The sequence below is a fragment of the Bradyrhizobium sp. Kon37 genome (assembly GCF_055807535.1).
Genome location: NZ_JBVVOY010000016.1, coordinates 146,697 through 163,787 on the forward strand (window position 1 = coordinate 146,697; position 17,091 = coordinate 163,787).

Below are 17,091 nucleotides of genomic sequence, written 5' to 3' on the forward strand. Positions count from 1 at the left end.
TCAGGTACAGCGCGCACTCAATCCCGATGCGCCAAGCTTCGCCATGACCTCGTCGAGATGGGCGCTGTCGCGGGTCTCGATCACCAATTGCAGCAGCGTCGCCTTGGCCGGAAGATCCGAGAAGGTGCGCTGGTGCGAGACCTCGATGATGTTGGCGCCGGCCTCGGCCAGTAGTGCCGCGACCGCAGCCAGTTGGCCGGGCCTGTCGGGGATGTCGAGCGACAGCTGGGTGAGCCGCCCCTCACGCGCCAACTCGCGGGTCAGGACTGATGCAATCAGCCGCGTGTCGATATTGCCGCCGCTCAGCACCAGCCCGACCTTCTGGCCGGCGAAACGGGACGGGTCGGACATCAGCGCGGCGAGACCGGCGGCGCCGGCGCCCTCGACGACCGTCTTCTCGATCGAGATCAGGGTCGCCACCGCGCGCTCGAGCTCGGCTTCGTTGACGAGCGCAATGTCGTCGACGAGGCGGCGGACGATTTCGGTCGTGAGCTTGCCGGGCGACTTCACCGCGATGCCTTCCGCGAGCGTGTCGCCGCGCGCCGGCAGATTGCCGTCATGGATGGCGTTGTACATCGAGGGGTAGAGCCAGGCCTCGACGCCGAGGATCCGCAGCGACGGCTTGATCGATTTCGCGGCAATGGCGATCCCGCTGATCAGGCCACCGCCGCCGATCGGAACGACCAGCGTATCGAGCTCCGGCACGGCCTTGAGTATTTCCAGCCCGACCGTGCCCTGCCCCGCGATGACAAGCGGATCGTCATAGGGATGGACGAAGATCATGCCATGGGCTTCGCCGTGGCTGCGCGCATACGCGGCCGCCTCCTCCAGCGTGGCGCCCGTCACCACCACCTCGGCACCGTGATGCCTGGTGTTTTCGACCTTCACCATGGGCGTGCCGACCGGCATGACGATGGTTGCGGGAATCCCGAGCCGCTTGGCGTGATAGGCGACGCCCTGCGCGTGGTTACCCGCCGACATCGCGACGACGCCGCGCGCGCGCTCCTCCGGCGTCAGTGCGGTGAGGCGGTTGAGCGCGCCGCGCTCCTTGAACGAGGACGTGAACTGGAGGTTCTCGAATTTCAGCCAGATGTCGCAGCCGCAGATATTGCTCAGCGTGCGACTGTAGCTACAGGGCGTCTCGACGACGGCGTCGCGGATGGTCGCGGCGGCGGCACGGATGTCGCTCAGCGAGACTGGAAGGGCGCTGAGATCGCTGACGATACTTTGGGACAACTCGGCCATGGGACAGCATAGGGCATTTGGCAGTTTGAGGCGATAAGCCAACCGCTATTTGGTAAACTCCCGGGAACGCGAGGCCCGCCACAGCGTCCACAACGTACGCAGCCGCGGCGATTGCTCCGGCGTGAACGGATTACGCCCGGGCTGCGACAGGCGCTTGAGGTCGGCCCGTATCTGGCTCAGCGGCAGAAACGCTGGCCGAGCCGACACCGGCACCTCGGCCAACAGCGACAAGGCCGTCGTCAAATGCTGCCCGGCCTCGCCGGCGAGCTGGTCCAGCACAGCGCGCAAATTCGGCGTCTCCTTGCCGGCAAACACGTCCTCCATATTGCAATTGTGGCTGGTCAGCAGCTGCTGCGGCAGGAATAATTGCCGGTGCGCCGCATCACGCGGCAGGTTCGTGATGACTTGCGCGATGCCTTGGGCCAATCCGGCATGCCGCGCGAGGTGCTCGGCTGGGTCCAAGGGTGACGCCATGATCCGCGCCGCGAGAGCGAACAACGCCGAGCAGGTTGCGGCGAGATAACCTTCGAGAGCCGTCATGGTCGGCATTGGGTCGTTGTAGAGATCGAATTGATGCTCGTCGACGAGCAGCGACAGCGGTTCGACCGGCAGGTCGAAATCACGGATTGCGCGGAGCAACTCCGCCGCCACCGGATTGCCCTCGGCGCTGCCATGGACCTGGCCCGACAGCATGTCGGTCCACCATTGCAGGCGGATTTCACCAGGCAAGGGCTGGCTTACCTGGTCGCGGACGCGGACGATCTCGACATTGAAGGCATAGAGCGCCAGCAGCGCGCGGCGCTCGGCAGCGGGCGCGAACAGGGTCGCGGCATAGCGCGCAAAGTCGTGGTTGCGCACGAGGTCAGCACAGAACGCAGCAGAATCCGGCGGCGGCGCGGAGCCACTCATGGCACGGCGATCAGCGCGGCCGCGACGCGCCGCCGTTCGCCGATCATGATGTTGTAGGTGCGCACGGCGGGACCGGTCTGCATCGTATCCAGAACCACCCTCGCCGCTTTAAGCGCCTGGCGCAGTTCCGCCGGCGGCAGCCAGACCCCGGTTCCGGTGCCGATCAGGAGCGTGTCGATGCTGTTGGCGGACTTGAAGACTCGATCAAGCGAATAGCGGTCGATCTTCGCGGGGTCGGTAATGTCCCAGGCCCAGATCGCGTCGGGCAGGCAAAGCAGCGATCCCCGATGCGACATGCCGGCAAAGGCAAAGCCGCCCTTGCCATAGGCTTCGATCGGCGCCGAGCGGGGGAAATGCGGTGCGTTGGGATCGCCGGCCATGAGCTTCGTCCGAATGAGCTTACTGCCCTCGCAAACTCCTGCGAGGGCATGCGGTTCGGATCATGCCTTGCTTTTCTTCGCCGGCGTAGCCTTATCGACCGCATCTTCGCGATGCTCGCCGACACCGAGATAGATCAGGATCGGCGCCGCAATGAAGATCGAGGTATAGGTGCCGACCAGCACCACGCCGAACATCATGACTGCGGTGAAGCTGTGGATGGCATGACCGCCGAACAGCAGCAGAGCCAGCAGCGCCAGCGTCACGGTGAAATGGGTGATGATCGAGCGCGACAGCGTCGAGTTGATGGACTCGTTGAGGAGCTGCGGCATCGGCATCTTCTTGTAGCGCCGCAGCATTTCACGGATGCGGTCGTAGATGACGACGGTGTCGTTGAGCGAATAGCCCAAAATGGTCAGAAGCGCCGCGATACTGGTCAGGTCGAAATCGACCTGGCTGATCGACATGAAGCCGATCGTCAGCACGATGTCGTGCACGTTGGCGATCATGGCCCCGAGCGCGAACTGCCACTCGAAGCGGAACCAGAGATAGACCAGGATCGAGACGATCGCCAGCATCAGGCCGAGCATGCCGTAGCTCAGCAATTCGCCGGAGACACGCGGCCCCACCACCTCGACGCGGCGATAGTCCACGGAGTCGCCGAGGGCAGCGCGGACCTTGTCGACAGCTGCCTGCTGCGCCTTGTCGCCGCCCGGCTGCTCGGCAACGCGAAGCAGCACGTCGGCGGGGCCGCCGAATTGCTGCAGTTGGACTTCGCCGAGGCCCAGACTACCCAGGGTGGACCGCATCTGCGCAATGTCCGCCGTGCCCGACTTGGCACGCACCTCCATCAGGGTGCCGCCCTTGAAGTCGATGCCGAAATTCAGGCCGTGCGTGAAGAACAGCACGATGGCGAGGATCGAGAGCGTCGCCGAGATCGGGAACGAGATGCGGCGGAACTGGGTGAAGTCGAAATGCGTGTCATCCGGCACGATGCGCAGCGACGGCAACAGCCCGAGCACGCTGACCACGGTCAGCACGGCAATGACGACGCCGAGGGAGATGAGAACGATTTGAGTAGTGGTCACAGCCGGCCTCGAATGGTCAAATCGGCACGCTCTTCGGCCGCTTCCACTGCACCCACCATGCGACGATCAGGCGGGTCATTGTGAAGGCGGTGAAGACGGTGGTGATGATGCCGATGCCGAGCGTCACTGCGAAGCCGCGCACCGGACCGGTGCCGATCATGAACAGCACTGCAGCGGCGATGAAGGTGGTGATGTTGGAGTCGAGAATGGTGGCAAGCGCCCGCTTGAAGCCTGCGTCGATCGCCGATATCGGGCTTCTCCCGCCGCGCAATTCCTCGCGGATGCGCTCATAGATCAGCACGTTGGAGTCGACCGCGATACCGACCGTTAGCACGATGCCGGCGATGCCCGGCAGGGTCAGCGTGGCGCTGAGCAGCGACAGCAGGCCGAAGATCATGGCGACGTTGATACAGACGGCGATGTTGGCGAAGACGCCGAACAGCCGATACGTCAACAGCATGAACACGACGACCATGATCGAACCGACATAGGCAGCAAGTTCGCCCTTCTCGATCGAGTCCTGGCCGAGACCCGGGCCGACGGTGCGCTCCTCCACGACGGTCAGTGGCGCCGGCAGCGCGCCGGCGCGCAGCAGGATCGCGAGATCGTTGGCCGACTGCACGGTGAAACTGCCGGAGATCTGGCCCTGGCCGCCGGTGATCGGCTCGCGAATGACCGGCGCGGAGATCACCTTGTTGTCGAGAATGATCGCGAAGCGCAGCCCGACATTCTCCTGCGTGGCCTGCGCAAACTTGCGCGCGCCCGAGCTATTGAACTTGAAGCTGACGACCGGCTCATTGCTACGCTGGTCGAAGGTCGCCTGGGCGTCCGTTAGGTCGCCGCCCGCAACCAACACCTGCTTCTTGACCACCTCGCCGGGCGGCGGCGGCGAGGCGTTCGGCAGATACTCGGTGTCCGGCGGCAACGTGCCCTGCTGCGCCTGGTCCGGCGGCACCGAGGGATCGACCATGCGGAATTCCAGCTTCGCAGTCTTGCCCAGCAGCTCCTTCAGGCGGGTCGGATCCTGAAGGCCGGGGACCTGCACCAGGATGCGGTCGTTCCCCTGACGCTGGATGATTGGCTCGACGGTGCCGAGCTCGTTGACACGCTTCTCGACGATCTGGATCGACTGCTCGATGGTCTTGCGCAAACGGTCGAGCATCGCGCCCTGCGGGATGCTCAAGCGGATCAAGCCGCCCCCGGCGTCAGTCACTTCGAGGTCGCGCTGACCGCTGGATCCCATCAGGCCGCCGAGCGGCTGGGCCAAATCGCGCAGCTTGGCCAGCGCCGGCTGCTGATCGGATTCCTTGGTGATGCGAACCTCGACCGCGTCGTTGCGCACGGTGACGCCGCCGGTAAAGCCGATCTTGGCCTCGCGCAGCACGCGACGGACGTCGTCGCGGATCTGATCGAGCTTTTCCTTCTTCACATAGTTGGAATCGACCTCGAGCAGCAAAGAGGAGCCGCCCTGGAGATCGAGGCCGAGCACGAGCTTCCGCTGCGCCCAGGCGGGCCAGGTCTTGACCTGCGCTTCGGAGAAGAAGTTCGGGACCGCGCAGAGGCACACGATCAGCGCCGTCAGGATAATCCCGAGCGCCTTCCACCGCGTGAAATACAACATCGACTGGACCTGTCAGATCAGGGGATTCAGAGACTCGCGGAAGCGCTCACTTCGCCGCCGCGTCGTCCTTGGCGCTATCCTTGGCGCTTTCCTTGGATTCCTTGGCCGGCTCGCCCTTGGCGCGCACGCCGGAGACCATCGAGCGCATCTGCCGCACGCGCACGCCATCGGCGATCTCGAACTCGATCTGGTCGTCGTCGACGACCTTGGTGACCTTGCCGACGAGACCGCCCGAGGTCACGACGGTGTCGCCGCGGCGAATGTTCTTCACGAGGTCGGCGTGGTCACGGACCTTCTTCTGCTGCGGACGCAGAATCAGGAAGTACATGATCACGAAGATCAGGGCGAACGGCAGCAGCGACATCAACATGCCGCTGGTGTCGCCGGCGCCCGCAGCCTGGGCATACGCAGGGGTAATCAGCATTCGGACGATCCTCGTGAGAACGGGGGAAAACCGGTCAGGCCCAAATGGCGACCGGTTCGGTCAAATTCGCGCGGACTATAGCGGCCATTGCCCCAATTGCAACGCTGCCAGACCGCCCTTTTAGCCACCTTGCGGCGCGCGCTCAGGCCCGATAAGGCTGCATTCTCAGGAACTTCGGTCATGCCCCAAAAACCAAGCAAAAGCCCGGCCGGCAAAGGCCCCCGCACCCCTGCCACGAAGCCAGCCCGCGTCGCGGCAAAACGTCCCAAGGCAGCCCTCAGGGCAGCTTCCAAGACCATTTCCAAAGCGACTTCCAAGGCGACTTCCAAGGCGAACCAAAACGTCTCCCAGGAGCGCATTGTCCGCGCGCTGGAGACGATCGCGGCGCATCTCTCCGCTCAAGGCAAGCCCGCCGCCGAACGCGAATCGTTCAAGCAGGCGGACGCTTTCGTCTGGCATCCGGACGGCCGCCTTGCGGCGGTGCCGCGCGTCAGCCGCGTCGAACTGTTCCTGCTCAAGGGCGTCGACCGGATGCGCGACATCCTGATGGAGAACACCGAGCGTTTCGCCAACGGATTGCCCGCCAACAACGCGCTGCTCTGGGGCGCGCGCGGCATGGGCAAGTCGTCGCTGGTGAAAGCCGCGCATGCCAGCATCAACGCGGAGCGCAAACCAGCCGACAGACTGAAGCTGATCGAGATTCATCGCGAGGACATCGAGAGCCTGCCTGCCCTCATGGAGCAGCTTCGCGCCTCGCCCTTCCGCTTCATCGTGTTCTGCGACGACCTCTCCTTCGACGGCAATGATGCGTCCTACAAATCGCTCAAGGCGGTGCTCGAAGGTGGCATCGAGGGTCGGCCGGAGAACGTCATCCTCTACGCCACCTCCAACCGCCGCCATCTGCTGGCGCGCGAGATGATCGAGAACGAGCGCTCGACCGCGATCAATCCCGGCGAAGCCGTCGAGGAGAAGGTCTCGCTGTCGGATCGCTTTGGTCTCTGGCTCGGCTTCCACCGCTGCAGCCAGGACGAATATCTCGCCATGGTGCGGGGCTATTGCAGCCATTTCGGCGTCAAGGTCGACGACGACGCGCTGGAGCGCGAGGCCCTTGAATGGTCGACGACGCGCGGCTCGCGCTCAGGCCGCGTCGCTTGGCAGTTCGTGCAGGAGCTTGCGGGACGGCTTGGCGTGAAGCTGACGGCGACGTAGCAAGCTGCCGCCACTCCCTCACCTGTCATTCCCCGCGCAGGCGGGGAATCCAGCATTCCAGAGACGGGTTTGATCGATCGAGACGCTCCGGCGTACTGGATCGCCCGGTCGAGCCGGGTGACGACACCGCGTTTGTGGCGATGGCGCGCCCTACTTCAAGCTCACGCGCCGTTCAGGAATTGAAGCGGGTCAACCGGGCTCGATCCCTTACGGATCTCGAAGTGGAGCTGCGGCGACGCCACCTCCCCGGATTGACCCGACTTGGCAATGACCTGGCCACGCTTGATGGTATCGCCGCGCTTCACCATCAGCTCACTCGCATGGGCATATGCGGTGACGTAGCCGTTGGAGTGCCGAACCAGGACGAGATTGCCATAACCTTTCAGCTCGTTGCCGGAATAGGCAACGACGCCGTCTTCAGCCGCCTTGACCGGCGTACCCTCGGGCACCGCGAGATTGATGCCGTCGTTGGACTTGCCATTGGTCTTGGCGCCGTAGCTCGTGACCACCTTGCCGCGCACCGGCCAGCGGAAAGTCGGCAGCGCGCTGGTGGTCTCCGCAGCTTTCGCTGGAGCGTCCGCGGCCTTGTCTTCGACATTGGCCGTGGCCTGGGCCAGGCGCGCGCTCTGGACTGGCGCGGCGACGGCCGCCATCTTAGTGGCGGGCGCAGGTGCGGCCGCAACGGGCTGCAGCGTTCCCGCGACGGGAGCGGCTCCGACCGGGGCCGCGGCAAGCGGTGCCGCGACAGCGGCGGTCTTGGCGCCGGGCACGGCCAGCTTGGCGCCGAGCTTGAGTTTTGCAGAGGGATTGAGGCCGTTGGCGCGGGCCAGTTCGGCCGCCGAGATATGGTTCTTGCGGGCAATGCTGGCGAGCGTGTCGCCGTGGTTCACGAAGTGCGTGCTCGAGGGCGCGGCAACAGCCGCAACCGGCCTCGCGGCGGGCGCCAGCGCGGGGGCAGCGGCAACGGGAGCCATGAGCGGCGCGGGCGCAGCGGCCGTAGCCTGGTGCGGAATGATCAGCTGCTGGCCGGGCGAGAGCGCGCGCGGGCCCTTATAGCCGTTGGCGGCGAGGATCGCCTGCGGCGTGACGCGATAGCGTTTGGCAAGCAGGTCGAGCGTATCGCTGGTGCCGACGATGATCTTGGTTCCACCGACCGGCTGGGCGGCTGCAACCGAGCGCGGCGGCACGGTGGCCGTGGTCTCGAGATGCGGCTGCGCCGGGGGTGCGTAGGAGCCAACACCGCGGCCGCCTCCGGACACGCCGCCTGCTGCAACGGGGTAGGATTGCGGCGCGGACACCGCCGGCGGCAAAGGCTGCGACTGATAATAACCGGACTGCGTCTGCGGCCGCGAATATTGCGGCAGCTCACGCTGCGGCGGCGGTGCCTGCTGCACCGAACCGGTCGATTCCTGCGTAAAGGGATTGGAGAAGTTCGACTGGGACATGCGCGACGACATGTCGGCGCTGCACCCTGCGAAGCTGAAGGAGATCAGCGCCAGCACCGCGACCTGCGGCACACGGCGCGAGTAAAGCAACTCGGCGGCAACGGACATGGTTACTCACTCGTACGCAACAGAACTGGTGTTTTAAGTAAACACGCGCCGAGTAAATAACGGCTTAACCCTCCCAATAAGATGTTGGCAGCACAGCCAATCCGGAATTCTACAGCTCCCGCGCCACGCCGGGTAGCGCCGGCACGAACCGGACCTCGACGAGTTCCTTGCGCTCTATCCCGGCTTCGGTCCGGCTCAGGCGGATCAGCGTCTGCACCCCCTGATGCGGGCCGACGGGCGCGATCAGGATGCCGCCCACCTCCAGCCGCTCGACCAGGTTGTCCGGGAGCTGCTCCATCGCGGCCGTGACGATGATGCGGTCGAAGGGGCCGATATTGGGGGGCAGATTGAGTCCGTCGCCCAGCATCACCTCGACGTTGTGATAGTTGAGCTTTTCAAGCCTGAGACGTGCGGCATCCGCAAGCTTGCGGTAACGCTCGACCGTCAGCACCTGCCCGGCGAGCCGCGACAGCACCGCCGCCTGGTAGCCCGAGCCGGCGCCGATCTCGAGCACGCGGTGCTTCTTCTGAAGCTGGAGCTGCTCTGTCATGTAGGCGACGACGAAGGGCTGGCTGATGGTCTGCCCGCAGGCGATCGGCAGCGCGCTGTCGCGATACGCGCCGTCGCGATCGGCGTCGTCGACGAATTGATCGCGCGGCACCTCCTCCATGGCCCGCAGGACCGCCTGGTCGCTGATGCCCCGACGCCTCAGCGTGAGCTGAAACATCATCTTTTCCGGCGGGTGCTGATGGGAGGTCATTGCCTGCTTGTGCTGTCTGGGGTCCGGGACGCCAACCCTGGGGCGGGGGCTCCTGTTCCGGCTCAGGGAACCCATGATAGGCTTCGGATGGCGTAGTTGACCATAAATTGGCTTGCAACGGGCGAGCCTCGACGGCCATTTTGATGCATCCGTTCGTCGAAACGCGCATTGCGTCGATTCATGTTATCTGCGAACGTTTTTGGCAATGGGCAAGGACTCGACCATGACCTCGACGGGGCTTACCGGCCGCTCTGTATTCCTCGTCGAAGACGAGGTGATGATCAGGATGATGGTCGCGGACATGCTCGAAGAGCTTGGCTACAAGATCGCAGCCGAGGCTGGCGACATCACCGAAGCCATGCGGCTCGCCCAGGCAACCGAGTTCGACATCGCCATTCTCGACGTCAACGTCAACGGCAAGGTCATCTCGCCGGTCGCCGATGTCATCAAGGCGAAGGGCTGCCCGTTCATCTTCGCCACCGGATACGGCTCCTCCGGCCTGCCCGAGCAGTACCGCGATCGGCCGGCGCTTCAGAAGCCATTTCAGCTCGACGCCCTCGGCAAGACCATCGAAGCCGCGCTTCGCGGCGGCTAGACTAGGCCCAGTTCCCGGTCGGACTTACTTCAGCGTCGCACTCAGCGCCTCCGAAAACGCCTCGTTGGTCCGGTCGAGCCTGAGCGGCGTGACGGAGACGTAGCGTTCGCGCAGCGCCGCGAGATCGGTGCCGTCGGCCGGGGTATCCATCATCGCGGTACGCTCGAAGCCGATCCAGAAATAGGGATTGCCACGGCCGTCCCTGCGCTCGTCGATCTTGAGGAAGCCGAGATTGCGCTTGCCCTGTCGCGTCACGCGGATGCCGAGCACATCCTCCGGCGCGCAGGCCGGGAAGTTGACGTTGATGACGGTGTCCTTCGGGATGCCGGCGGCGATCACCTTGCGCAGGATCTCGGGTCCGAATTTGCGGGCCGTGTCCCACAGCGGCCGGTCGCGGGTCTCGACGCTGAACTCCTGCGACAGGGCGAAAGACGGCAGCCCCAGGATGGTGCCCTCCAGCGCGCCGGCGATGGTGCCGGAATAGACCACGTCCTCCGCGACATTGCGGCCCTTGTTGACGCCGGACAGCACGACATCGGGCAGCTTGGCGCCGAGGATGTGGCGCGCGCCCATGATCACGCAGTCGGTCGGCGTGCCGCGCACCGCAAAGTGCCGCGGTCCGACCTCGCGCAGGCGCAGGGGATCGTTCAGCGACAGCGAATGCGACACGCCGGACTGGTCGAGCTCAGGCGCGACCACCCAAACGTCATCGGACAATGCGCGCGCGATCTCCTCCAGGACTTTGAGGCCCGGGGCGTGGATGCCGTCGTCATTGGTGCAGAGAATGCGCATGGGAAAGGTCGATTCCTGAAGCGGGGTCTGAGCCGTCTTATCCGGCCGGGGTCGATCAGGCAAACCGGCCGATCGGGGCGGGCTGCCGGTCCCGGCTTGGGCCGCTACCGGCGAACGCGCCATTGCGGCAGGAAGCGCGCCAGCCGACCCTCCGCGTGCAATTTCATCGCCGGCACGACCGGGCTCACGATGGGAGCCTCGATGACGCCGAGCGCCTCCAACTGTGCGACGAACGGGTCCGCCACCGGCGCCTGCGGAAAGCGTTCGCGTGCCAGCGTCAGTGCCTGGTCGAAATCCGCGGCATTCACACCGGGCTTGGCCCGCCGGCTCTGGACCAGATCGTCGTCCCAGAGCCGCGTGATCTCGATGTCGAGCACGCCACGCAGCCGCTGATCGACAGCCTGGATGCCGGCACCCGTCACCGCCCATTGTCTGCCGACCCAGAAGATGTCGCGGTGCAAGGCCATGAACGATCGGTTCGCGTTGTCGGGTGGCCGGCAGGATAACCGGCCGCCCGAGCTTCGCAACCAAACGTTTCGACCGCTTCAGATTGGACGCGCCTAGTCGCGTGCGACCACCTTCAGCCCGCCCATATAGGGCTGGAGCACACTGGGGACCGCAATCGAGCCGTCCTCCTGCTGATAGGTCTCCATCACGGCGATCAGCGCGCGGCCAACTGCAGTGCCGGAGCCGTTGAGGGTGTGCACGAAACGCGGCTTGCCGTCGGGTCCGCGCGAGCGCGCGTCCATCCGGCGGGCCTGGAAGTCGCCGCAGACCGAGCAGCTCGAGATCTCGCGGAACATGCCGCCCTCGCCCTGCCCCGGCATCCAGACCTCGATGTCATAGGTTTTTTGCGACGAAAAACCCATATCTCCCGCACACAGCGTCATCACGCGATAATGCAGGTCGAGCTTCTGCAGCACCTGCTCAGCGCAGGACAGCATCCGCTCCAGCTCGTCCTTGCTGATTTCGGGCGTCGTGATCGAGACCAGCTCGACCTTGGTGAACTGGTGCTGCCGGATCATGCCGCGGGTGTCGCGCCCGGCCGCACCCGCCTCCGCGCGGAAGCACGGCGTCAATGCGGTGAGCCGCATCGGCAACTGCTTCTCGTCGAGGATGGATTCGCGGACGAGGTTGGTGAGGGCAACCTCGGCGGTCGGGATGAGGCCGAGGCGCTCGGTCATCAGCCGCTCCGGGTCCGGCGCGGCCAGGAGCTCGCCCCTGATCGCCCAGAACTGATCGTCCTCGAATTTCGGCAACTGCCCGGTGCCGAACATCACCTCGTTGCGCACCAGCAGCGGCGGATTGATCTCGGTGTAGCCGTGCTCGTTAGTATGCAGGTCGAGCATGAACTGGCCGAGCGCGCGCTCCAGTCTCGCCAACCCCTTCTTGAGCACGACGAAGCGCGCACCCGAGAGTTTCGCCGCTGCCTCGAAATCCATGTCACCGAGCGCGGTGCCGAGATCGTCGTGCAGCTTCGGCGCGAAGCCGTAATTGCGCTTGTTGCCGAACACATGGTGCTGAACGTTGCCGTGCTCGTCGACGCCATCGGGCACTTCGTCGAACGGGATGTTCGGAATCGCGGACAGCTCTTTCGTCAGCTCCTCGTCGGCAGCCTTCGCGGTCGCCTCGAGCTCCGGCATGGTGGTCTTGAGCTCGGCGACCTCCGCCATCAGCTTCGCCGCGCGCGCCTCGTCCTTGGCCTTCTTGGCATCGCCGATTTCCTTCGAGGCCGCATTGCGCCGCGCCTGCGCCTGCTCAGACGCTAGGATCGCCGCACGGCGCTTCTCGTCGATCGCGAGCAGCGACGCCGACATCGGCTTCAGGCCGCGTCGTGCGAGGCCGGCGTCGAAGGCTTGCGGGTTGTCGCGGATCGATTTGATGTCGTGCATGGCTGTCTTCCCGTCATGGCCGGGTTTATCCCGGCCATCCACGTGTCTGCCGCCTTAGATCAAGTCGTGGATGCCCGGGTCAAGCCCGGGCATGACGAATCATGGGCTGAGCAGCGCTATGATAGAGCGAAAGCGCCCTACTCCGCCGGATTTGCCGGCGTCGACACGTCAGTGCCGGTACTGGCCTTTGAAGCTGCCGCCTTCTTCTCCACGATCCCCACCGCGATGATCGAGCCCTCGTAGAGCAAAAGCAAGGGGACCGCGAGCGAGCACTGGCTGAGCACGTCGGGCGGGGTCAGAACGGCCGCGATGACGAAGGCGACGACGATGAAATAACGGCGCTTCTCGCGCAGCATTTTCGCCGTGACGATGCCGATGCGGCCGAGCAGCGTCAGGATCACCGGAAGCTGAAAGGCGATGCCGAAGGCGAAGATCAGCGACATCATCAGCGACAGATATTCGCCGACCTTGGGCAGCAGCTGGATCTGCGCGGTCTCGTCACTGCCGGCCTGCTGCATGCCGAGCGAGAAGCGGACCAGCATCGGCAGCACGACGAAATAGACCAGTGCTGCGCCCAGCACGAAGAAGAACGGGGTCGCGACCAGATACGGCAGGAAGGCCTGCTTCTCGTGCTTGTAGAGACCCGGAGCGACGAACTTGTATATCTGCGTCGCGATGATCGGAAACGAGATGAAGCCGGCGCCGAACAGCGCCAGCTTGAGCTGGGTGATGAAATATTCCAGCAGCGCGGTGTAGATGAATTTCGAGTTCTCGGGACCCGCGACCCACACGAACGGCCAGACCAGCACGTTGTAGATCTGCTTGGCGAAGAAGAAGCAGAAGATGAAGGCAATGCCGAATCCGAGCAGCGCCTTGATCAGCCGCGAACGCAGCTCGATCAAATGGTCCATCAGGGGAGCTTTGCTGGCCTCGATATCGGCGGCGCTCATGACGCTTTGGCGTCCTTGATGGCGTCGGCCGGCGCAGTATCCTGGGTGACCGAAGCCTGAGTGATCTGCGCCTGCTCGACCTCACGGGTGATGGCGAGCGGCTCGTTCACGGCCGCATGTGCCTCGGCTTCCACGAAGGTCTCGGGCGTCGGCGCTTCCGGTGTGGTGGGCGTCGCCGGCAAGTCGCTTGAAGTCGCCGGCGATTCGAGATCGGCGGTGGTCGAGGTCTCGGCCGGCTTGTCCAGCGCATCGACGCGGAGCGCGTCGCTGACGTCCTTCTGGAGCGAGGTCATCAGATTATTGCCGGCGAACCCGGAAGCCGCTTCCTTGACCTCATCGAAGCTCTTCTTGAGGTCGGCCATTTCGGCCTCGCGCATCGCTTCCTGGAATTGCCCCTGGAATTCGGCGGCCATCTTGCGCGCCTTGCCCATCCACTGCCCGACCATGCGCAGCACGCCCGGCAGCTCTTTCGGGCCGATGGCGATCAGGGCCACGACCCCGATCAGGACCAGTTCACTCCACCCGATGTCGAACATGAGGTCTTCCGTTCACGCCAGCAGCAAGCCGGCCCAATCCCTCGCGCGCAGGATCGGGTCCGCTACCCGCGTCTCGCGTGCTCTCTGGCTTAGACGGCCTTGCTGCCGGCGTCGGACCGTGCCGCGGTCGGCGCGGCATTGTTGTGCTCGATGGACTTGGCCGGCTCGGGCTTGTCGGCGACCTTATCGTCGTCCTGCATGCCCTTCTTGAACGCCTTGATGCCCTGCGCCACGTCGCCCATCAGATCCGAAATCTTGCCGCGACCGAACAGCAGCAGGACCACTGCGATCACCAGGACCCAGTGCCAAATGCTGAGTGAACCCATCCTGCAACCCTCCAAACGCGCATGGCCGGGGACCGGCCGATCTTCACCGAAACCTAGGCTTGGCAGGTGTCAAAAACAAGGACCAAGGCAACGCCAATTCGCTGTTGGCGCTACGTAATTTTGCTAGTGTTAACTGGTCGCAGGGGGCCACTAAAAGGCCCGGACGTCAGTCCTCGCTGCCGCCCACGCCACCCTCATGGCCGCCTTCCGGCGGCGTCTCGGGCTCGACAGCAGGCGCCAGCGCGAGATCAAGGTCCTCGCCCGGCTCCAGCGGATCCTCGTCCTCACGCAAAGTCGGGTCATCCGACGGCGTCGGCACGCTGAATCCGGTCGGCAGGCGCGAATCCAGCAGGCCCGTGCCCTTCAGCTCCTCCAGACCCGGCAGATCGCCGAGCTGTTCCAGCGTGAACTGCGACAGGAAGTCCTCGGTGGTTCCGAAGGTCAAGGGACGGCCCGGCGTCTTGCGACGCCCCCGCGGCTTGATCCAGCCGGTTTCCAGCAGCACGTCCAGCGTGCCCTTCGAGGTGACGACGCCACGGATCTCCTCGATCTCGGCGCGCGTCACCGGCTGGTGATAGGCGATGATCGCCAGCACTTCGATCGCGGCGCGCGACAGGCGGCGGGTCTCGGTGCTCTCGCGGGTCATCAGCCAGGCGAGATCGCCCGCGGTGCGGAAGGTCCATTTGTTGGCGACCCGCACGAGATTCACGCCGCGCAGGGAATAGTCGGCCTGCAACTGCTCGAGCGCAGCCTTCACGTCCACGCCCTCGGGCATGCGCTTGGCCAGCGTCGCGGTGTCCAGCGGTTCATTCGAAGCGAACAGCAGCGCTTCCAGCAGCCGCAATTCTTCGGGACGTGCCTGGGACTCGTTCTCCATCGGCTCGGCCTCTTCTACCCGCACTTCAGCCAGGCTTGCCATGGCAGATTCTCCTTGTTGCACTTAAGCGACCGGCGCATCGGGCGCAGGAGCTGCGTCCATGACCGGCTTGGGGCGCCCCTTCCGGAAATAGATGGGCGCAAACGCCTCTTTCTGATTCAGCTCGAGCTGACCTTCGCGCACCAGCTCGAGCGCAGCCGCGAAACTCGAGGCGAGCACCGTCGCGCGCTGCGTCGGATCGGCGACGTGCTGCAGCAGAAAATCGTCGAGAACGCCCCAATCGTCCTGCTCGCTGATGCTGCCGACCAGCCGCTCCAGCGTGGCGCGCGCCTCGGCGAGCGACCACACCGTGCGCTTGGCCAGATGCACGCTCGCCAGCACGCGCGACTGGCGCTGCGCGGCATAAGCGGTGAGCAGGTCATAGAGCGTTGCGGTGTATTTCGGATGCTTGATCTCGGCGATCTGCTCGGGCTCGCCGCGCGGGAAGATATCGCGCAGCAATTGCTGCCGGTTCATCAGCCGGTTGGCGGCTTCACGAATGGCCTCCAGCCGGCGCAGGCGGTTGGCGAGCGCCGTCGCCATCTGCTCCGCGCTGGGGCCTTCCGCACTCGGCGGCTCCGGCAGCAGCAGGCGCGATTTCAGGAAGGCGAGCCAGGCCGCCATCACGAGATAGTCGGCGGCAAGCTCGAGGCGGATCTTTCGCGCGGCTTCGATGAAGTGGAGATATTGGTCGGCCAGCGCCAGGATCGAAATCTTGGCGAGATCGACCTTCTGCTGCCGCGCCAGTGCGAGCAACAGGTCGAGCGGACCCTCGTAGCCCTCGACGTCCACCACCAACGCCGGCTCACCCTCGGCGAGCTCTGCGGGCCGCCCGGTTTCGAACGATAGGATTTCTGCGGTCATGCCGATGCCGTGTTTGCCCGTGCGATCAATGCGTCCAGTTCGGCGCGTGCGGCCGCGCGATCGAACGGCTGCGGTCCCTTGCGCGCCGCGAGCGCGGCATTCGCCCGCTCCAGCGCCCTGCCCGCCAGTTCGGGTGTCTGGCCGGCGACCTCACGCATCTCCTCGATGTTGCCGTTGCAATGCAGGGCCATGTCGCAACCGGCCGCGAAGATGGCGCGGGTCCGCTCGGCGATATTGCCCGACAGCGCATTCATCGACACGTCATCACTCATTAACAAACCCTGGAACCCGATTGTGCCGCGAATCACCTCGGCGATCATTGTCGCAGATGTCGTCGCCGGATGGGCGGGGTCGACCGCGCTAAACACAACATGTGCAGTCATGGCCATCGGCAAATCCGCCAAAGGCTTGAACGCCGCGAAGTCGGTGCGATCCAGCTCGTCTCGCGGCGTGTCGACATTCGGCAGATTGAAATGGGTATCGGCCGTAGCTCGGCCATGGCCGGGGATGTGCTTGAGGACCGGCAACACGCCCCCCTGTTCCAGGCCCTCGGTGACCGCGCGGGCGATCGCGGCGACCTTGCCCGGTTCGGTGCCGTAAGCCCTGTTCCCGATGACGGCGTTGGCGCCAGCCACCGGCACGTCGGCCAGCGGCAAGCAATCCACGGTAATGCCGAGATCTGCGAGATCGGCCGCGATCAGCCGGGCGCTGAGGCGCGCCGCGGTCAGCCCGAGCGCCGAATCAGTATCATAGAGGCCCGCGAAAATAGCGCCTGGCGGATAGATCGGCCAATGCGGCGGCCCTAGGCGCTGCACCCGGCCGCCCTCCTGGTCGATCAGGACAGGGGCATCAGGAGAGCCCGCAACCGCCCGCAATTCCGCAACGAGTGCAGCAACTTGAGCCGGCGTCTCGACGTTGCGCTTGAAGAGGATGAAACCCCATGGGCGTTCGCTGCGGATAAACTCCCGCTCGGCGGCGGTTAGTTCCGTTCCGGAAACGCCGGTAATGAAGGCCCGCGTGCTCATACGGCCGA

The 17,091-nt window shown here is 65.0% G+C and carries 19 protein-coding genes; 2 read left to right on the plus strand and 17 right to left on the minus strand.

Annotation, left to right across the window (positions count from 1 at the left end; all coding sequences use genetic code 11):
• Genes AC0L3J_RS26130 through yajC form a run of 6 tightly spaced genes read right to left on the minus strand, consistent with a single transcriptional unit; the run spans position 1 to position 5,665 of the window.
• Positions 1 to 1,245, minus strand: a complete 1,245-nt coding sequence (locus AC0L3J_RS26130) for a threonine ammonia-lyase (protein WP_456764209.1) — start codon at positions 1,243 to 1,245, stop codon at positions 1 to 3.
• Between the two features lie 45 nt (positions 1,246 to 1,290).
• Positions 1,291 to 2,154, minus strand: a complete 864-nt coding sequence (locus AC0L3J_RS26135; protein ID WP_473348787.1) for a phytoene/squalene synthase family protein — start codon at positions 2,152 to 2,154, stop codon at positions 1,291 to 1,293.
• A complete protein-coding gene (locus tag AC0L3J_RS26140; protein ID WP_007590678.1) occupies positions 2,151 to 2,534 on the minus strand; it encodes an Mth938-like domain-containing protein in 384 nt (127 codons plus the stop codon). The genes AC0L3J_RS26135 and AC0L3J_RS26140 overlap by 4 nt, the downstream gene beginning before the upstream one ends.
• Before the next feature lie 60 nt (positions 2,535 to 2,594).
• Positions 2,595 to 3,620 (minus strand): protein translocase subunit SecF, encoded by a 1,026-nt coding sequence (gene secF / locus AC0L3J_RS26145; RefSeq protein WP_027518116.1) that lies wholly within the window; start codon positions 3,618 to 3,620, stop codon positions 2,595 to 2,597.
• A 16-nt stretch (positions 3,621 to 3,636) separates the two neighbouring features.
• Positions 3,637 to 5,241, minus strand: a complete 1,605-nt coding sequence (gene secD, locus AC0L3J_RS26150; protein ID WP_473348788.1) for a protein translocase subunit SecD — start codon at positions 5,239 to 5,241, stop codon at positions 3,637 to 3,639.
• Positions 5,242 to 5,287: 46 nt separating this feature from the next.
• Positions 5,288 to 5,665: a preprotein translocase subunit YajC gene (gene yajC, locus AC0L3J_RS26155; protein WP_027518118.1), complete on the minus strand. Its 378-nt coding sequence runs from the start codon at positions 5,663 to 5,665 to the stop codon at positions 5,288 to 5,290.
• Between the two features lie 180 nt (positions 5,666 to 5,845).
• On the opposite strand from yajC, the gene AC0L3J_RS26160 reads away from it, so the two are divergent.
• Positions 5,846 to 6,874, plus strand: a complete 1,029-nt coding sequence (locus AC0L3J_RS26160) for an ATP-binding protein (RefSeq protein WP_473348789.1) — start codon at positions 5,846 to 5,848, stop codon at positions 6,872 to 6,874.
• Between the two features lie 161 nt (positions 6,875 to 7,035).
• Here AC0L3J_RS26160 and AC0L3J_RS26165 read toward each other — a convergent pair whose 3' ends face one another.
• Both AC0L3J_RS26165 and AC0L3J_RS26170 read right to left on the minus strand, forming a co-directional pair.
• On the minus strand, positions 7,036 to 8,427 hold the full coding sequence (locus tag AC0L3J_RS26165) for a peptidoglycan DD-metalloendopeptidase family protein (RefSeq protein WP_473348790.1): 1,392 nt from the start codon (positions 8,425 to 8,427) through the stop codon (positions 7,036 to 7,038).
• Positions 8,428 to 8,536: 109 nt separating this feature from the next.
• On the minus strand, positions 8,537 to 9,187 hold the full coding sequence (locus AC0L3J_RS26170; RefSeq protein WP_473348791.1) for a protein-L-isoaspartate(D-aspartate) O-methyltransferase: 651 nt from the start codon (positions 9,185 to 9,187) through the stop codon (positions 8,537 to 8,539).
• Positions 9,188 to 9,410: 223 nt separating this feature from the next.
• Between AC0L3J_RS26170 and AC0L3J_RS26175 the strand changes: the two genes are divergently transcribed.
• Positions 9,411 to 9,782 (plus strand): response regulator, encoded by a 372-nt coding sequence (locus AC0L3J_RS26175; protein ID WP_027567081.1) that lies wholly within the window; start codon positions 9,411 to 9,413, stop codon positions 9,780 to 9,782.
• Positions 9,783 to 9,806: 24 nt separating this feature from the next.
• On the opposite strand, the gene surE is transcribed toward AC0L3J_RS26175, so the two are convergent.
• From surE to nagZ, 9 genes are all read right to left on the minus strand, one after another.
• Positions 9,807 to 10,574, minus strand: a complete 768-nt coding sequence (gene surE / locus AC0L3J_RS26180; RefSeq protein WP_473348792.1) for a 5'/3'-nucleotidase SurE — start codon at positions 10,572 to 10,574, stop codon at positions 9,807 to 9,809.
• A 104-nt stretch (positions 10,575 to 10,678) separates the two neighbouring features.
• On the minus strand, positions 10,679 to 11,041 hold the full coding sequence (locus tag AC0L3J_RS26185) for a hypothetical protein (protein WP_473348793.1): 363 nt from the start codon (positions 11,039 to 11,041) through the stop codon (positions 10,679 to 10,681).
• 93 nt (positions 11,042 to 11,134) lie between these two features.
• Entirely contained in the window at positions 11,135 to 12,466 is a 1,332-nt protein-coding gene (gene serS, locus AC0L3J_RS26190) for a serine--tRNA ligase (RefSeq protein ID WP_473348794.1), read from the minus strand.
• A 137-nt stretch (positions 12,467 to 12,603) separates the two neighbouring features.
• Positions 12,604 to 13,416, minus strand: a complete 813-nt coding sequence (gene tatC / locus AC0L3J_RS26195) for a twin-arginine translocase subunit TatC (protein WP_473348795.1) — start codon at positions 13,414 to 13,416, stop codon at positions 12,604 to 12,606.
• Positions 13,413 to 13,952 (minus strand): Sec-independent protein translocase protein TatB, encoded by a 540-nt coding sequence (gene tatB / locus AC0L3J_RS26200; protein ID WP_473348796.1) that lies wholly within the window; start codon positions 13,950 to 13,952, stop codon positions 13,413 to 13,415. Before tatB ends, tatC begins: the two co-directional genes overlap by 4 nt.
• 89 nt (positions 13,953 to 14,041) lie before the next feature.
• Positions 14,042 to 14,278 (minus strand): twin-arginine translocase TatA/TatE family subunit, encoded by a 237-nt coding sequence (locus tag AC0L3J_RS26205; protein ID WP_473348797.1) that lies wholly within the window; start codon positions 14,276 to 14,278, stop codon positions 14,042 to 14,044.
• Positions 14,279 to 14,444: 166 nt separating this feature from the next.
• The gene (scpB, locus tag AC0L3J_RS26210) at positions 14,445 to 15,197 is read right to left on the minus strand and encodes an SMC-Scp complex subunit ScpB (protein ID WP_473348798.1); all 753 of its coding nucleotides are present in this window, start codon (positions 15,195 to 15,197) and stop codon (positions 14,445 to 14,447) included.
• 21 nt (positions 15,198 to 15,218) lie between these two features.
• Positions 15,219 to 16,058 carry a segregation and condensation protein A gene (locus AC0L3J_RS26215; protein ID WP_007590654.1) on the minus strand — a complete coding sequence of 280 codons (840 nt, stop codon included), beginning with the start codon at positions 16,056 to 16,058 and terminating at the stop codon, positions 15,219 to 15,221.
• A complete protein-coding gene (gene nagZ, locus AC0L3J_RS26220; protein ID WP_473348799.1) occupies positions 16,055 to 17,083 on the minus strand; it encodes a beta-N-acetylhexosaminidase in 1,029 nt (342 codons plus the stop codon). The genes AC0L3J_RS26215 and nagZ overlap by 4 nt, the downstream gene beginning before the upstream one ends.
• Positions 17,084 to 17,091: the final 8 nt, after the last annotated feature.

Bases quoted from the DNA above. Each gene is read 5' to 3' on its own strand.
- AC0L3J_RS26130 (WP_456764209.1), bottom strand. From the start codon at position 1,245: ATGGCCGAGTTGTCCCAAAGTATCGTCAGCGATCTCAGCGCCCTTCCA.
- AC0L3J_RS26135 (WP_473348787.1), bottom strand. From the start codon at position 2,154: ATGAGTGGCTCCGCGCCGCCGCCGGATTCTGCTGCGTTCTGTGCTGAC.
- AC0L3J_RS26140 (WP_007590678.1), bottom strand. From the start codon at position 2,534: ATGGCCGGCGATCCCAACGCACCGCATTTCCCCCGCTCGGCGCCGATC.
- secD (WP_473348788.1), bottom strand. From the start codon at position 5,241: ATGTTGTATTTCACGCGGTGGAAGGCGCTCGGGATTATCCTGACGGCG.
- yajC (WP_027518118.1), bottom strand. From the start codon at position 5,665: ATGCTGATTACCCCTGCGTATGCCCAGGCTGCGGGCGCCGGCGACACC.
- AC0L3J_RS26160 (WP_473348789.1), top strand. From the start codon at position 5,846: ATGCCCCAAAAACCAAGCAAAAGCCCGGCCGGCAAAGGCCCCCGCACC.
- AC0L3J_RS26165 (WP_473348790.1), bottom strand. From the start codon at position 8,427: ATGTCCGTTGCCGCCGAGTTGCTTTACTCGCGCCGTGTGCCGCAGGTC.
- AC0L3J_RS26170 (WP_473348791.1), bottom strand. From the start codon at position 9,187: ATGACCTCCCATCAGCACCCGCCGGAAAAGATGATGTTTCAGCTCACG.
- AC0L3J_RS26175 (WP_027567081.1), top strand. From the start codon at position 9,411: ATGACCTCGACGGGGCTTACCGGCCGCTCTGTATTCCTCGTCGAAGAC.
- surE (WP_473348792.1), bottom strand. From the start codon at position 10,574: ATGCGCATTCTCTGCACCAATGACGACGGCATCCACGCCCCGGGCCTC.
- AC0L3J_RS26185 (WP_473348793.1), bottom strand. From the start codon at position 11,041: ATGGCCTTGCACCGCGACATCTTCTGGGTCGGCAGACAATGGGCGGTG.
- serS (WP_473348794.1), bottom strand. From the start codon at position 12,466: ATGCACGACATCAAATCGATCCGCGACAACCCGCAAGCCTTCGACGCC.
- tatC (WP_473348795.1), bottom strand. From the start codon at position 13,416: ATGAGCGCCGCCGATATCGAGGCCAGCAAAGCTCCCCTGATGGACCAT.
- tatB (WP_473348796.1), bottom strand. From the start codon at position 13,952: ATGTTCGACATCGGGTGGAGTGAACTGGTCCTGATCGGGGTCGTGGCC.
- AC0L3J_RS26205 (WP_473348797.1), bottom strand. From the start codon at position 14,278: ATGGGTTCACTCAGCATTTGGCACTGGGTCCTGGTGATCGCAGTGGTC.
- scpB (WP_473348798.1), bottom strand. From the start codon at position 15,197: ATGGCAAGCCTGGCTGAAGTGCGGGTAGAAGAGGCCGAGCCGATGGAG.
- AC0L3J_RS26215 (WP_007590654.1), bottom strand. From the start codon at position 16,058: ATGACCGCAGAAATCCTATCGTTCGAAACCGGGCGGCCCGCAGAGCTC.
- nagZ (WP_473348799.1), bottom strand. From the start codon at position 17,083: ATGAGCACGCGGGCCTTCATTACCGGCGTTTCCGGAACGGAACTAACC.